This window comes from Rhodococcus sp. IEGM 1372, assembly GCF_030056835.1.
Lineage (GTDB): Bacteria > Actinomycetota > Actinomycetes > Mycobacteriales > Mycobacteriaceae > Rhodococcoides.
Genome location: NZ_JASHKS010000044.1, coordinates 1 through 15,300 on the forward strand (window position 1 = coordinate 1; position 15,300 = coordinate 15,300).

The window sequence follows — 15,300 nt, forward strand, 5'->3', positions numbered from 1 at the left end:
CACGGGTGGGGAATTTCAGTGAGCGTCAGTGGGGAATTTCGATGAGCGCCGTCAGTCATCGGTCCAGGCGATGCCGCAACGGCCGATGGTGGTGTCGAAGAGCGTGCTGCTCGGCATCGGTCCAGTATTCACCTGACCTCAGGTGGCAGTCCAGTGAAAAGCTCAATGGACTTGAAAGTCGAAGACCAGTGGGCGAATACTGGTGGGCATGGCTTCGAGAGTCCTCAATGCAGCGTCACTGGCCCGCGATCTCGGCAGCTGGCGCGGCGACGCGTCCTCGGACGGATCCGGGAGGCGCAAGGCGTCGCGTCCGACGTATCGGGCGTTGGCCGACGGCGTTCGACTACTCATTCACGACGGTCGCATTCCGCTCGGTGTCGGTCTGCCCAGTGAGCGTGATCTGTCGGCGGCTCTCGATCTCAGTCGTACCACCATCACGTCCTCGTACTCGGTCCTGCGCGACGAGGGGTATCTGATCAGCAGGCAGGGATCGCGCAGTACCGTCGCGCTGCCCGCTGCGCCCACTCCCAACGGATTGTTGATCCAGTCGACGACACCGTCGGGTCCGGTGGTGGACATGTCCCACGCGGCCATGGCGGCGGCGGACGGCACCATGACCGCGGCGTACGAGTCTGCGCTACAGGCACTTCCGACGTATCTGCCGACGCACGGCATGGAGCCCATCGGTCTGGCGGTACTGCGGGAGGCCATCGCGCAACGCTTCGTCGAGCGTGGCCTGCCGACGACTGCTGATCAGATCATGGTGACGTCCGGTGCGCAGCAGGCGGTCCGGCTGTTGCTGGGCACGTTGACCTCGCCCGGTGATCGAGTGCTGATCGACCATCCGACCTATCCCAACGCGCTCGAAGCCATCAGGCGAGTCGGTGCCCGTCCCGTGCCGGTGCCGGTGCGTCCGGCCGACGGCGACTGGGATCTCGACGGGATCCGCAGTGCCGCACGGCAAACTGCCGCCAAGGTGGCGTATCTGATTCCGGACTTCCACAACCCTACCGGCCAGGTGCTGGGTGCCGAGGGTCGAGCGGAGCTCGCCCGCATCACCCGTGACACGCGCATGACGCTCATCGTCGACGAGACCATGGTGGATCTGTGGCTCGACGCCCCACCACCCCCACCGGTCGCGTCGTTCGGGCGGGTCTCGGGGTCCGATATCGTCACGATCGGGTCGGCATCGAAGTCGTTCTGGGGTGGCCTGCGCATCGGATGGATCAGGGCGCATCCGTCGCTCGTCTCGCAGCTGGCGGGCTCGCGGGCAGCACACGACCTCGGCACGTCGATCATGGATCAGTTGGCGTCCTCGTTCCTGCTGCAGGACGCGGAACCGGCGCTCGAGCTCCGTCGGTCGCAGCTACGTGAGCGTCGTGAGGTGCTCGAAGACGCTCTGGCCGAACATCTTCCGGACTGGCGCTACCGCCGCTCCGAGGGCGGCATGTCGCTGTGGTTGCAGCTACCCGCACCGGTGTCGAGTGCGCTCGCCGCCACCGCTCCCGCCTTCGGCGCAGTGCTGGCCGCGGGACCGAGGTTCGGCGTCGAGGGTGCCTTCGAGCGCTACCTCAGGCTGCCGTACACCCGTGAGCCGCAAGAGCTTCGGGCCGCGGTGATGGCGACGGCGGCGGCGTATCGAGCACTGGCCCCGAGCGTCGAATCGGAACAACCGGCGCTGGTCTTCTGACCGCGAACTCGAAGTTACGGACGGAAATCAGCCGAAATCCGTCCACAACTTCGAGTTCGACGCGCAATCAGCTCCAGACCGAGCCGATGTCGGTTGCGGTGGAGGGCGGTGGCGTCGGGACTCCGTTTTCGGTGCGGGAGAACCGCGGTGCCGGACGGTGCTGGGTGACGCCACCGACGTCGATGAGCGAGTCGCGATCCTTCATGTGTGGGTGATTCGGTGCCTCGGCGAAGGTGAGGACCGGTGACACGCAGGCGTCGGTGCCGTCGAAGATCGCGGCCCACTCGTCGCGGGTCTTGGACAGGAACGTCTCGGTGAACTTCTCGCGCAGCTCGGGCCAGCGGGACTTGTCCATCTGCGGCGGCAGGTCCGCATCGGCGAGGCCCAATCCGGTGAGCAACTGAGCGTAGAACTGTGGCTCGAGCGAGCCGACTGCCATGTACTGGCCGTCGGAGGTCTCGTAGGTGTCGTAGAAGGGCGCGCCGGTGTCGAGCAGGTTGGTGCCACGGTCGTCGCTCCAGGCTCCGACGCCACGCCACGACCAGATCATGTGCGAGAGCGCGGCGGTGCCGTCGACCATCGCTGCGTCGACCACCTGGCCCTGCCCGGAGCTCTGGCGCTCGTAGAGCGCCGCCATGATGCCGAAGACGAGGAACATCGAGCCGCCGCCGAAGTCTCCGACCATGTTCAGTGGCGGCACGGGCCGCTCGCCCGCACGGCCGATCGCGTTGAGCACACCGGTGACGGAGATGTAGTTGATGTCGTGGCCGGCGGTCTGCGACCAGGGACCTTCCTGGCCCCAGCCGGTCATCCGGCCGTAGACCAGACGCGGGTTGCGGGCCAGGGCGTCGTCGGGTCCTAGGCCGAGGCGTTCGGTGACGCCGGGGCGGAACCCTTCGATCAGCACGTCGGCGCGCTCGATCAGGCCGAGGACCTTCTCGATGTCGGCGGGGTCCTTGAGGTTCGCCTCGACGATGGTGCGGCTGCGCAGCTGATGGTCGTGTGGGGACACCTGGCCTGCGCGTTGGACGCGTACGACGTCTGCGCCGAGGTCGGCCAGCAGCAGCGCGGCGTGCGGGCCGGGCCCGATGCCCGCGAGTTCGACGACTCGGAGCCCTGTCAGCGGTCCACCAGTGTTCGACACGTTGTTGCCTCGTTCCGACTCGTCAGCTGCGAATGTGAATGGAGACTAACTTGTACTAGGTCGTCCAACTGATCGGGGTGTGGATAATAGGGCTGTGACTGCCCCAGATCCCGTCCGCATCGGTACTCCGCTCACTCCCGGGGCCACCCGGGTGATGTTGCTCGGCTCGGGTGAGCTGGGCAAAGAGGTGATCATCGCGTTCCAGCGCCTCGGCGTCGAGGTGATTGCCGTCGATCGCTACGACAACGCCCCCGGTCACCAGGTTGCCCATCACGCGTTCACGATCGACATGAGCAACCCCGAAGAACTACTGGCCCTGATCGATTCGCAGCAGCCGGACTTCGTGGTGCCGGAGATCGAGGCCATCGCCACCGATGCCCTGGCCGAGGTGGAAGTGCGGGGCCGGACGGTCGTGATCCCGACGGCTCGCGCGACTCAGCTGACCATGAACCGTGAGGGCATCAGGCGTCTCGCAGCCGAGGAGCTCGGGCTGCCGACGTCCCCCTATGCGTTCGCGGATTCACTGGAAGACGTGCGAGAAGCGCTGTCCACCATCGGCTTTCCCGCCGTCATCAAGCCCGTCATGTCCTCGTCGGGCAAGGGGCAGTCCGTTGTTCGCAGCGAGGCCGATGTCGAGGCGGCGTGGGAGTACGCGCTGACGGGCGGCCGCGTCGACCTCGGTCGCGTCATCGTCGAGGGATTCGTCGATTTCGATTACGAGATAACGCTTCTCACCGTCCGAGCGGCGAACGGAACCTCGTTCTGTGAGCCGATCGGGCACCTGCAGGAATCCGGCGACTACATCGAATCCTGGCAACCCCAACCGATGTCCGACGCTGCCCTGGCCGGTGCGCGCGATGTTGCCGAGCGGATCACGACGGCCCTGGGCGGACGCGGGTTGTTCGGCGTCGAACTGTTCGTGCAGGGCGACAACGTCTACTTCTCCGAGGTCAGTCCGCGGCCGCACGATACGGGCCTGGTGACCCTGCGCACGCAACGGTTCTCGGAGTTCGAGCTGCATGCCAGGGCCGTTCTGGGTCTGCCGATCGACACGACGCTGCTCTCCCCCGGTGCGTCGGCGGTCATCTACGGCGGCGTCGACGCGGACGGCATTCACTTCGACGGCGTCGCCGATGCGCTGTCTGTCCCCGAGACCGATCTTCGTCTGTTCGGCAAGCCGACGAGCTTCGTCCGGCGTCGGATGGGAGTGGCGGTGTCGACGGCGTCGGATATCGACACTGCACGGAGCCGGGCACGCGAGGCAGCGGGCAAGGTTCGTCCCGTCGTCTGACCGGACACAGGGCACACTGAGCTCATGAGTGCGCTCGGAGAAGTCCTAGTCGGCCTGGTGATTCTGGTCGGCCTCGTCGGTATCGTCGTCCCGATTCTGCCGGGCACCATCCTGATCTTCGGGGCCGTCGCAGTGTGGGCGTGGGTCACCGGCGGAGCCGCAGCGTGGACGGTCTTCGCGATCGCGACGGTGCTGCTGGTGATCAGCGGCGTCGTGAAATACACCTGGCCCGGGCGGCGCATGCGGGAGGCGGGTGTGCCGACGCGATCGCTGATGATCGGCGGGCTGCTCGGCATCGTCGGATTCTTCGTCATCCCCGTCCTAGGCCTGTTCATCGGCTTCATCGCCGGCGTCTACGTGGCGGAAGTGCCCAGGCATCGAAACCATTCCGAGGCATGGAGATCCACCGTGCACGCCACCAAGGCCGCTGGTCTGTCCATTCTGGTGGAACTGTTCGGTGCCCTGCTCGCCTCGGCGGTGTGGCTCGGCGGAGCGCTACTCATCTAGGTCAGGGGACGCGATACCAAGCCCGGGCGTTGCCGTCGAGCACCGCCGGGAGATCGCCGCCGACGGCGTGAGAAATGATGTCGATGTCGTTCGCCGAGAACGGGCGTGGGGCGCGGGTGCCCGGGAGATCGGTGCCGAACATCAACGCGGCGGGATTGACCCGGTGAATCTGCTGCAGGGTGTCGGCGATATCGAGATCGACCCGGCCGAATCCCGTTGCCTTGACGCGTACTCCGCGGTCGACGAGGTCGAGAAGATACGGCAGACCCTGTGTCGAGAGTCCCAAGTGATCGATGCTCACCGCCGGCAGTTTCGCGAGGACGGGTTCGAGCGAGAGCAGCAGGGACGCATCGACGTACAGTTCGGCGTGCCACCCCACCAGATCGTGGACACGACGCGCCTGAACGGTAAGCATCTGCAGATCCGTCTCGCCGCGTTTGAGGTTGAACCGCATTCCCCGCACGCCCGCGTCGTTCAGTGCGACGATGTCCTCGTCGGAACATTCCGGATCGATCTGCGTGACGCCGACCCAGCCGCGTCCCAGAGTGTCCAACGCAGCGAGCAGGAAACTCTGATCGGTGCCCTGGAACGACCCCGTGACCACTGCGCCGCCAGTGATACCGAGCCCGTCGACGTCGTAGAGGTAGTTCGAGACGGTGTACGGATCGGGCAGGAAACCGTGGTTCTCGATGAGCGGAAACTTCGGGTCGATGATGTGTAGGTGGGCGTCGAACACGGCCCCCAGCATGCCAGCTCACCCATTCGGCGTCGCGGCCACCGTTCGCGGTGTTTGAATTCGAAACATGAAACCGGAGACCACTGTCGTTCTCGACGGATACACCTATTTCGAATGTCCACGCTGGCACGAGGGGAGGATCTGGGTATCGGACTTCTACTCCCATCGCGTCGTGTCCGCCCTCGAGGACGGCTCCGACGTACGAGTCGAAGCCGAAGTACCCAATCAGCCGTCGGGCCTGGGATGGTTGCCCGACGGGCGGCTGCTGATCGTGTCGATGCGCGACTACAAGTTGCTACTGCGTGAGCACGACGGCTCGCTGACCGTGCACGCCGATCTGTCGACGTACGTGAAGGCGAACCTCAACGACATGCTCGTCGACGCGCAGGGCCGCGCGTACATCGGTAATTTCGGGTTCGATCTGATGAACTTCGCGCCCGTCGAGACGGCTGATCTGATTCGCGTCGACCCGGACGGTTCCGCGCACGTGGTGGCGTCGGATCTGTATTTCCCCAACGGGATGGCCTTCACGGCGTCGGGCGAACTGCTCGTCGACGAGACGGTCGGCAACCGGGTCAGTGCCTTCGACATCGCCGAGGACGGGTCGCTGGGGGAGCGGCGCGACTGGGCGAAATTCGGTGAGCTGCCGTCGTCGACGGACATGGCCACGGCCATGGGCGAGGTGAAGGTGGCGGCCGACGGTTGCTGCATCGACACCGACGGCACCATGTGGATCGCCGACGCGCTGGGGCAGCGAGTGCTGCACGTGGCACCGGGCGGGGAGATTCTTCAGCAGCTCGATTTCGATCTCGGGGTCTTCGCTTGTGGACTCGGCGGATCCGACGGCCGCACGCTGTTCGTCTGCGCTGCACCGGATTTCAACGAGCATCAGCGCAAGATCGAGACCGAAGGAAAGCTACTGGCAGTGCGGGTGTAGAGCGCTCCGCGCATGTGAGTGGAACTTCGTAGCAGGGGTCGAAGTTCCGCTCACATGCGGCGCAGCCGCTCTAGGCCTTGTCGGGCTCGGATGCCTTCAGCATGTCCTCACGCTCGACGACCTTGACTCGTTCGCGGCCTTCGGGTTCGCCGAGGGAGCGTTCGTGGGCGTCGAGGCGGTACCAGCCGTCCCAGGTGGTGAAGGGGACCTGCTTGCCTTCGAGGAACGAGGTGACCGCGTCCAGATCCGGCTCGGCCGCACCGACGAAGTTCGGCGCATCCTCGAGCAGGTTCGCGACGGTTTCGTTGGCGTCGCCCTTGGTGTGACCGATGAGGCCGACGGGTCCGCGTTTGATCCAGCCGGTGACGTAGGTGGCGGGGACGGGTGTGGTGGAGTGCGGTGATTCGACGACGCGTCCGGCTTCGTTGGGGATGGTGCCTGCTTGCTCGTCGAAGGGGAGTTGGCTGATGTTCTGGCTGAGGTAGCCGACGGCGCGGTAGACGGCTTGGACGTCCCAGTCGTTGTATTTGCCGGTGCCTGTGACGTTGCCGGTGCCGTCGAGTTCGGTGCGTTCGGTGCGGAGGCCGACGACTTTGCCGTTGTCTCCGAGGACTTCGTGGGGGGATTCGAAGAAGTGCAGGAACAGTTTGTGTGGGCGTTTGCCGACGTCGCGGATGGCCCAGTCCTGCAGGGTGTTGGCGACCATGTCGATTTGCTTGGAGCTGCGGCGGGCTTGTTCGGAGCCTTCGTCGTAGTCGATGTCCTCGGGGGCGACGATGACCTCGATGTTGGGGGAGTGGTCGAGTTCGCGGAGTTCGAGTGGGGTGAATTTGGCCTGTGCCGGTCCGCGACGGCCGAAGACGTGTACTTCGATGGCCTTGTTGGCTTTGAGGCCTTCGTAGACGTTGGCGGGGATTTCGGTGGGGAGCAGTTCGTCGCCGGTTTTGGCGAGGACGCGTGCGACGTCGAGGGCGACGTTGCCGACGCCGAGGACGGCGACTTTCTCGGCGTCGAGGGGCCAGGTGCGGGGCACGTCGGGGTGGCCGTCGTACCAGGAGACGAAGTCGGCGGCGCCGTAGCTGCCGTCGAGGTCGATGCCGGGGATGTTGAGTGCGCGGTCGGCGTTGGCTCCGGTGGAGAAGATGACGGCGTCGTAGAAGCGGCGCAGGTCGTCGAGGGTGATGTCGGTGCCGTAGTCGATGTTGCCGAGCAGGCGGACCTGGGGCTTGTCGAGCACCTTGTGCAGGGCGGTGATGATGCCCTTGATGCGTGGGTGGTCGGGGGCCACGCCGTAGCGGATGAGCCCGAACGGCGCGGGCATGCGCTCGAAGAGGTCGATGCTGACGCCCGGTCCGCTGACATTGTGGTCGGACTTCATGAGCGCGTCGGCGGCGTAGATGCCTGCCGGTCCGGCACCGACGATGGCGACGCGGAGTGGACGAGTCTGATCAGTCATGTGCAGCGAGCTACCTTCTTCGAGGGAAGTGCGGACACCCCAGCATAAATTAAGGACAACCTGAGCTGGGGCAGTGGGCAACTTGCCGGATTTCCCGGTTTCCGGTAGGAATTGCTCTGTGGAGACGACATACCTGGTCCGACGGTTCACCGTCGACTTCTGTCGTACCTGCACCAACATGTGTTGTCGGTGACAAGACCCGACGCCCGTCCCCTCCTTCTGTAGGTATTCAGCAGGTCGGGTTCCCTCCCTTTCGCGGCAGCGTTGCCGAAGATCAGCGCCGGCCGTGCACAGATTCGAGGACACATGACCACTCTGGAACAGCCCGTCACGCTCACTTTCGACAAGCTCGGCCCGTCGTTCGGTGCCGAGGTCATCGGCCTCGACGTCGCCGCGGCGTCCGATGCGCAGATTCACGCCGTGCGCCGAGCCCTCGTCGAGCACAAGGTTCTGGTGCTGCGCGGGCAAACGCTCGACGACGCTGCACACGTCGAATTCGGTCGCAGGCTCGGCGACCTGACGGCTGGCCACCCGGTGCACGACAGCGGCCACGTCGCCCCCGAGGTCTACGCGCTCGACAGTCAGGACAACGGATTCGCCGACGTCTGGCACACCGACGTCACGTTCATGGAACGTCCGCCGATGGGTTCGATCCTGCGGCCCGTTGTCCTGCCACCGCACGGCGGCGACACCAACTGGGCCGACAGCCAGCTCGCCTACGAATCGCTGTCCGCACCCGTGCGTCGAATGATCGACGGGCTCACGGCAATTCACGACGGCAACCGTGAATTCGGCTACTACCTCGCGCAGAAGCGCGGCGGAAAGGGCAACGTGTGGGACGGCAAGGAAGTCACCGCGCTGGTCCCCGTCGAACATCCCGTCGTGCGGGTCCATCCGGAAACCGGCCGCAAGGGGTTGTTCGTCAATCCGGGTTTCACCTCCCACATCGTGGGTGTGTCGGAGGCCGAGAGTCGCGGGATCCTGGATCTGCTCTACGCGCACCTGACCAAACCCGAGCACATCGTGCGGCACCGCTGGCGGCTGGGCGACCTGGTGCTGTGGGACAACCGCAGCACCTCGCACTACGCCAACCGCGACTACGGCACCGAGCACCGCAAGATGCACCGCATCACGTTGCGTGGAGACATCCCCGTCGGCCCCTCTCACTGAGAGGCCCCAGCTGAACGCGGACCCGTCGGATCGAGGAAGATTGGCTTCATGGCGTCGTGGAGTGAACGTAGGCAGCAGTGGGTCGACAGTCGTGAGGAAGCGCGCAACAACGCATCCGAGGCGGCTGCCGAGTCCGGTGAGCAGCGTCCGCCCAACGCGTGGCCGTTCATCATCGCCGTGGGCATCGTCGTCGCCTTGCTCGTCGGCATCTTAGCGGCCTCGAAGTTCGCTCCCGCGGAGGACAACGTGACGCAGGCCCAGTTGCTCACCGACAGCCTCGACGGGTTCCTCGAAGCGCAGAACACCGGTAACGCGGAGCTGCTGCGTCAGAACACATGCTTCGATCAGGTCGAGCGCCTGATTCCGGGTGACGACGTGCAGTACCGAACCGATCGGGCAGGCGAGGTCGAGCGCAACGGCGAGACGTCCATCGACGGTGTGCCGACCGAGTACCAGGTCAACGGCGACCGCGGAATGGTCACGGTCCCGCTGAAGGAAGAGAAATCCGGAGTGCAGACCGACGACGTGTGGAATTTCGTCCGTGTGGACGACAAGTGGCTGGTGTGCAATGTCTGACCGGTACGTGTGTGATGTCGAAACAGCGAGTGACGGAAGGCTGATCAAGTGACCTACGCAGGTGACATAACCCCGGAAGCTGCCTGGGAGTTGTTGCAGAGCAACCCCGAAGCAGTGCTCGTGGATGTTCGGACGCGCGCCGAGTGGCAGTACGTCGGTGTCCCGGACACCTCCGGCATCGACCGCCCGACGCACCTGATCGAGTGGGTCAGCTTTCCCGACGGTGCCCGCAACGCCAACTTCGTCGACGACCTGAAAGCCGCAGGCGTGGACGGCGATCGGCCGGTGGTGTTCCTGTGCCGCTCCGGTCAGCGATCCATCGGTGCCGCCGAAGCCGCGACCGCTGCGGGAATCGGCCCGTCCTACAACGTGCTCGACGGTTTCGAAGGTGCCACCGACGCCGACGGACACCGCGGAGCCACGGGGTGGCGTGCGGTCGGGTTGCCTTGGAGGCAGTCGTGAGCGGGAATCCGAAAGGCGGCGGTTTCGACAAGCCGTTACCCGAGGGTGTGGGTCAGGCAACGCTGGGAGTTCGCGGCGGCCTGATGCGATCCGGGTTCGACGAGAACGCCGAAGCTCTGTATCTCTCTTCGGGTTTCGTGTACGAAAGTGCCGGAGCCGCCGAACAGGCGTTCACCGGAGACATCGATCATTTCGTGTACTCGCGCTACGGCAACCCGACGGTCAAGATGTTCGAGGAGCGACTGCGCCTGATCGAGGGTGCCGAGGCGTGCTTCGGTACCTCGAGCGGAATGTCGGCGGTGTTCACGGCCCTCGGTGCCCTGTTGAAGGCCGGTGACCGATTGGTTGCTGCGCGTAGCCTTTTCGGCTCGTGCTTCGTCGTCTGCAACGAAATCCTGCCGCGCTGGGGCGTCGAGACCGTCTTCGTCGACGGCGAGGACCTCGAGCAGTGGGAGCAGGCGCTGTCGGTGCCGACGACGGCGGTGTTCTTCGAGACTCCGTCCAACCCGATGCAGTCGTTGGTCGATGTTCGACGCGTCTCCGAGATGGCTCATGCGGCCGGTGCAACTGTGGTGCTGGACAACGTGTTCGCGACGCCGCTGTTGCAGCGCAGCCTCGAACTCGGTGCCGACGTGGTGGTGTACTCCGGTACCAAGCACATCGACGGTCAGGGGCGGGTGCTGGGCGGTGCGATCCTCGGATCGAAGGAGTACATCGACGGTCCGGTGCAGACCCTGATGCGGCACACCGGTCCGGCGCTGAGCCCGTTCAACGCGTGGACCCTGCTCAAGGGATTGGAGACGATGCCGGTGCGAGTGCGGCATTCGGTGAACTCCGCGCTGCAGATCGCCGAGTTCCTCGAAGCTCACCCTGCGGTGCGCTGGGTGAAATATCCGTTCCTGCAATCGCATCCGCAGTACGAGCTGGCGAAGTCGCAGATGTCGGGCGGCGGTACCGTGGTCACGTTCGAGCTCGATGCTCCCGAGGGCGAGGCCAAGAAGCGTGCCTTCGAGGTGCTCGACGCACTGCGCATCGTCGACATCTCGAACAACCTGGGTGACTCGAAGTCGCTCATCACCCACCCGGCGACCACCACGCACCGCGCGATGGGTCCGGAAGGTCGTGCGGCAGTGGGGATCACAGATGGCGTCGTACGCATTTCCATCGGCCTCGAGGACACCGAGGATCTGATCGGAGATCTGGACCAGGCCCTGAAGTAGTCGGCGCAGCGGACGAATCCACGCCCCGCGTGCAGATCCACACCCCGTTCGGCGGGCGTGGATTTCTGCGCGAGGCGTAGATGTTGTGCGGACCGGATCGAATCAGCGGTCGAAGACGCTCAGCACGGTTCTGAATTTCGCTGTGGTTTCGTCGAGTTCGGCGTCGGGATCCGAATCCGCGACGATGCCCCCGCCGGCGGTGGCCGTTCCGGTCAGGCTGTCGGCCGAAAGTTCGATGCAGCGAATGGTGACCATCCACTCGCCGTCGCCGCTGCCATCGGTCCATCCGACGGCCCCGGCGTAGAAGCCGCGGGATCCCTCGACGCTGTCGATGGTGTCCATCGCCGCAGCTCGGGGCACCCCGGCGACGGCGGCGGTGGGGTGCAGCGCAAGCGCCAGGTCGAGTGCCGAGGTCGCGGGATCGGCCAGCGTCCCGACGATGGGCGTCGACAGGTGCCACAGCTGCGGAGTGCTGCTGAGCTGGGGGGAGTCGGGCACCTCCAGCGTCTCGCAGAACGGTGTCAATGCGGCCCGGATCTCGTCGACGACGAAGCGATGCTCGGCCTGATCCTTCGCACTCGCCGCCAACGCCGCGGAGATGCGCGCTTCCTCGTCGGGGTCGGTCGACCGTGCTGCTGTTCCCGCGAACGGATGGCAGGTGACGATGTTGCCGCGCTTGCGAACCAACAGTTCCGGGCTGGCACCGACGATGTGTGTGCCGGTTCTGCCTGCGGGCGACAGGTCCGCCAGAAAGCCGTGGCCCATCGGATCCCGGGAGACCAACGCGCTCAGCACCGAGACAGGGTCGATCGGCGAATCCGCGGACACCTCGATGGCCCGCGCCAGCACGATCTTCTCGGCCACACCGGCTTTCAATTGCTCGACGACATCCCGGACTCGCTGCACGTGAACACTCGGATCGGGAATCTGCCGCGCAACGGTCACGGTCGGCAAAGGCGGGAGAGCATCGACCGTTGCCCACGGCCCGTCGAGTCGGTAGAACTCCTCCGGCTCGATCAGCGCGGTGGCGTCGGACATGTCGAAAGGGATTGCGCCGACGACGTTTCGGCCGTCTCGCACCGCGGCCACCGCGTCGGCGATATCGGGAAAAGCGTGCCGGACACCCCGCCCGACGACGTGGTGATCCTGCCGGGAGAGAACGAATTCGAGTGTCATCAGAACGGGTTCTGCGTGCGGCCCACCAGGTCTGCGACGGAATCGAGGACCTTGGTCGGTCGGTACGGATACTGCTCGACAGATTGGACCGTCGAGATGCCGGTGAGGACCAGGATGGTCTGCAGTCCGGCTTCGAGGCCCGAGAGTACGTCGGTGTCCATCCGGTCGCCGATCATCAGCGTGTTCTCGGAATGGCCACCGATCGCACGCAGCGCCGAACGCATCATCAACGCGTTGGGCTTGCCCACGTAGTACGGCTCCTTGCCGGTGGCCTTGGTGATCAGCGCGGCAACCGAACCGGTCGCAGGCAGCGAGCCCTCACGGGACGGTCCGGTGGCGTCGGGGTTGGTGGCGATGAATCGCGAACCCTTCTCAACGAGACGGATGGCGGTGGTGATGGCCTCGAACGAGTAGGTCCGAGTCTCGCCGAGTACCACGTAGTCGGGGCTCGAGTCGGTGAGGGTGTAGCCGATGTCGTGCAGGGCCGTCGTCAGACCCGACTCGCCGACGACGTAGGCGCTGCCGCCGGGTCGCTGATTGCCGAGGAACGTCGCGGTCGCGAGAGCGGAGGTCCAGATCGACTTCTCCGGAATGTCCAGACCGGTGAAGGCGAGACGTGCGCGCAGGTCACGAGGGGTGCGAATCGAATTGTTCGTCAACACGATGAACGGAATCTCGTTGGCCTGCAGTTCGGCGAGGAACGTGTCGGCCCCGGGAATCAGATGATCCTCGTGAACCAGAACCCCGTCCATGTCCATCAGGTACGTCCACTGCTGAGGCTTCTCGATTTCGCTCACCTCCGTATTTTACCTACTTGCCCATTGCGCAGGCTCCACTCGCGCGTTCGGCTCGGCGGTTGGTCGGGAAAATTGTGACGTTGTCGATTTCCGGTAACGCCGAGTCGCGCGTGCGCTGGTCACGGCGTTCAATAACGGGCAAGGCAGACGTAACGACCACAGCAGCGTTGCTTGTTCGGCGACAGACGCCACTGCATTGCAGCACCTCCCGAGCTCGATTCCGAGCCGGTGTCCGTTGGCTGAGTGTTGACCCAGTGGGGATGATCGACATGAACGACGCTTTTCGCTTCGCCGCTTCGTGCAGTTCACCGAGGGAACTGATCGCCCGACTTCAGTTCGGGATGACGGAATTGTGGCCCGAAGGCGCGGCAATTCCCGTCCGCTGGCACTACATGGCAGACATGATCGATTCGGAGCGAGGCTTGCTCGTCGAATTGGACGGTGCGGTGTCGAGTCCGGTTGTGGATGTGCTTGCCGCGACGGCAGAATTGTGTAGGCAGTCGGCGACCGAAGCTGTGCCCCAGTCGGATTGGGCACTTCTTCGTCGTGCTGCGGCATGGCTCGATCGGAGTTGTTCCGAGACCGATCGTGCGCTGCTCTCGGTGGCAGAAGAAGTGGCACTGACAGGGCTCGACGGAGTGGAGCCGGACTTCTCGGTCGTGTCATGGCTGTGTCTGGAGATGCTCGCGCAGTTCGAGGCAGGCCGGGAAACAATCGACTATTGGGTCGAGCGCGCGAACCTGACGGAGCCGAGTGTCGTTCTTCATCGCGCAGGTTCGGTCCTGGAGCGGGGCGAACGAAACCAGCTGTCGGTGGCCGTCTGAGTCGTCGGACAATGAGGGTCTGACCGGAACATTCTCTACCGTGTCGGTCGTTGTACTTTGCATGACAAAAGCAGCAGTTGCAGCGTCCTACGGTGGTCCGGAAGTCGTCGAGATCGTCGATCGAGAGTTACCCGAACCCTCCGAGGGTGAGGTTCTGGTCGAGCTGAAGGCGATCGGAGTCAATCCCTTCGACTTCAAGAGCTACAGCGGTGCGTTCGGTACCGACGAATCGAAGCTCCCGATCGCCCTGGGCAGTGAGGCGTCGGGAATCGTGGTGGCAGTCGGCGGCGCTGTCGAGGGCCCGGGCGGTTCGATAGCCGTCGGCGACGAGGTGATCGTCTCCGGCGTGAACGGCACGTACACCGAGAAGATTGTCGCGCCCGCGCGCTTCGTGTTCCCGAAGCCGGCGAATCTGGATTGGGACGTCGCCGCCGGGGTGCTGGCCGTTGCCGGAACAGCCTACGACGCACTGGAATCCGTCGGCGTGAAGAGCGGCGACACGGTGCTCGTGCACGGGGCTTCGGGCGGCGTCGGGTCCGTGGTGGCTCAGCTCGCTCTGGAACGCGGTGCAAAGGTCATCGGGACTGCTCGCGCTCAGAATCACGAAGCGCTGCGTGCCTTCGGGGTCGAGCCGGTCGAGTACGGCGACGGACTGATCGACCGGGTCCGGGTAGCCGCACCGAACGGCATCGACGCAGCCATCGACACGGTGGGCACCGACGAGGCCATCGACGTGTCTCTCGAATTGCTCACGGATCGAGCAAGATTGGTGACGACGGCAGCCTTCGGGCGGGCCTCGGCAGACGGGTTTTCGACCGTCGGTGGGCCGGCGAGCATGGAGCGTCGACGCCTCGCGTCGCCGGTGCTGCTGGAGCAGGCCGGTGCGGGGGTGTTCGAGGTGACGGTTGCCAAGACCTTCCCACTCGATGACGTCGCCAGGGCGCACGCCGAACTGCAGACGGCACACCCTCGCGGGAAGTTCGTCCTGATTCCCTGATTGTTCGGGTAACTTCACACCCTTTCTCCCGACCGATCAGTCGAACTCGGGTCAGACCAGGGGTGATCGGTCGGCATAAGGGGTGTGAGGTCTCGGCCGCTCGAGTCGTCAGGCATCGCGGGGTTGTCGGCCCGGCCGATATTGGCGGCGCTCAGGCGGTCCTGCGGCAGTTCGCTCGGAAGTCTCGTCCGTCTTCGAGGTCGAGGATTCTCGTTCGGCGGCCGATGCGCTCAACACGGTGCAGCTCGATTGGGATCGGCTCCGTGCTCAGGCTTGTCGGTTCAGCACTCGCGTTCCTACAACGCGATTTGGCATGG

At 65.0% G+C, this 15,300-nt stretch carries 15 protein-coding genes; 10 read left to right on the forward strand and 5 right to left on the reverse strand.

From position 1 onward, the window contains the following. Positions 1–208: 208 nt before the first annotated feature. On the forward strand, positions 209–1,690 hold the full coding sequence (yczR, locus tag QM590_RS22700; RefSeq protein WP_269596488.1) for a MocR-like transcription factor YczR: 1,482 nt from the start codon (positions 209–211) through the stop codon (positions 1,688–1,690). 67 nt (positions 1,691–1,757) lie between these two features. Here the strand turns inward: yczR and QM590_RS22705 are convergent, their stop codons facing one another. Next, positions 1,758–2,834, reverse strand: a complete 1,077-nt coding sequence (locus QM590_RS22705; RefSeq protein WP_269596489.1) for a CaiB/BaiF CoA transferase family protein — start codon at positions 2,832–2,834, stop codon at positions 1,758–1,760. A 94-nt stretch (positions 2,835–2,928) separates the two neighbouring features. Here QM590_RS22705 and purT point away from each other — a divergent pair, with 94 nt between their 5' ends. Together purT and QM590_RS22715 are read left to right on the forward strand one after the other, a co-directional pair. Then, positions 2,929–4,125, forward strand: a complete 1,197-nt coding sequence (gene purT, locus QM590_RS22710) for a formate-dependent phosphoribosylglycinamide formyltransferase (RefSeq protein WP_269596490.1) — start codon at positions 2,929–2,931, stop codon at positions 4,123–4,125. Between the two features lie 24 nt (positions 4,126–4,149). Beyond that, on the forward strand, positions 4,150–4,632 hold the full coding sequence (locus tag QM590_RS22715) for a DUF456 domain-containing protein (RefSeq protein WP_269596491.1): 483 nt from the start codon (positions 4,150–4,152) through the stop codon (positions 4,630–4,632). Position 4,633: 1 nt separating this feature from the next. Here the strand turns inward: QM590_RS22715 and QM590_RS22720 are convergent, their stop codons facing one another. Further along, positions 4,634–5,380: an amidohydrolase family protein gene (locus QM590_RS22720; protein WP_269596492.1), complete on the reverse strand. Its 747-nt coding sequence runs from the start codon at positions 5,378–5,380 to the stop codon at positions 4,634–4,636. Positions 5,381–5,435: 55 nt separating this feature from the next. Between QM590_RS22720 and QM590_RS22725 the strand changes: the two genes are divergently transcribed. Next, a complete protein-coding gene (locus QM590_RS22725; protein WP_269596493.1) occupies positions 5,436–6,305 on the forward strand; it encodes an SMP-30/gluconolactonase/LRE family protein in 870 nt (289 codons plus the stop codon). A 70-nt stretch (positions 6,306–6,375) separates the two neighbouring features. Here the strand turns inward: QM590_RS22725 and QM590_RS22730 are convergent, their stop codons facing one another. Beyond that, positions 6,376–7,761, reverse strand: a complete 1,386-nt coding sequence (locus tag QM590_RS22730) for an FAD-dependent oxidoreductase (protein WP_269596494.1) — start codon at positions 7,759–7,761, stop codon at positions 6,376–6,378. A gap of 306 nt (positions 7,762–8,067) precedes the next feature. Here QM590_RS22730 and QM590_RS22735 point away from each other — a divergent pair, with 306 nt between their 5' ends. The 4 genes from QM590_RS22735 to QM590_RS22750 are packed head-to-tail and all read left to right on the forward strand — an operon-like array spanning position 8,068 to position 11,189. Continuing rightward, positions 8,068–8,931 (forward strand): TauD/TfdA dioxygenase family protein, encoded by an 864-nt coding sequence (locus QM590_RS22735; protein WP_149406529.1) that lies wholly within the window; start codon positions 8,068–8,070, stop codon positions 8,929–8,931. Between the two features lie 48 nt (positions 8,932–8,979). Next, positions 8,980–9,507, forward strand: coding sequence for an Rv0361 family membrane protein (locus QM590_RS22740; RefSeq protein ID WP_269596495.1), 528 nt, complete (start codon positions 8,980–8,982; stop codon positions 9,505–9,507). A gap of 48 nt (positions 9,508–9,555) precedes the next feature. Then, positions 9,556–9,969, forward strand: a complete 414-nt coding sequence (locus tag QM590_RS22745; protein ID WP_068053994.1) for a rhodanese-like domain-containing protein — start codon at positions 9,556–9,558, stop codon at positions 9,967–9,969. Beyond that, on the forward strand, positions 9,966–11,189 hold the full coding sequence (locus QM590_RS22750; protein ID WP_269596496.1) for an O-succinylhomoserine sulfhydrylase: 1,224 nt from the start codon (positions 9,966–9,968) through the stop codon (positions 11,187–11,189). Before QM590_RS22745 ends, QM590_RS22750 begins: the two co-directional genes overlap by 4 nt. A 102-nt stretch (positions 11,190–11,291) precedes the next feature. Here QM590_RS22750 and QM590_RS22755 read toward each other — a convergent pair whose 3' ends face one another. Next, complete coding sequence (locus tag QM590_RS22755; RefSeq protein ID WP_269596497.1) at positions 11,292–12,365, reverse strand: isochorismate synthase; 1,074 nt, start codon at positions 12,363–12,365, stop codon at positions 11,292–11,294. Continuing rightward, a complete protein-coding gene (locus QM590_RS22760; RefSeq protein WP_068053998.1) occupies positions 12,365–13,123 on the reverse strand; it encodes an HAD-IIA family hydrolase in 759 nt (252 codons plus the stop codon). The genes QM590_RS22755 and QM590_RS22760 overlap by 1 nt, the downstream gene beginning before the upstream one ends. 308 nt (positions 13,124–13,431) lie before the next feature. On the opposite strand from QM590_RS22760, the gene QM590_RS22765 reads away from it, so the two are divergent. Then, complete coding sequence (locus QM590_RS22765) at positions 13,432–13,986, forward strand: hypothetical protein (RefSeq protein WP_269596498.1); 555 nt, start codon at positions 13,432–13,434, stop codon at positions 13,984–13,986. 61 nt (positions 13,987–14,047) lie between these two features. Further along, positions 14,048–14,983, forward strand: a complete 936-nt coding sequence (locus QM590_RS22770; protein ID WP_269596499.1) for an NADP-dependent oxidoreductase — start codon at positions 14,048–14,050, stop codon at positions 14,981–14,983. Positions 14,984–15,300: the final 317 nt, after the last annotated feature.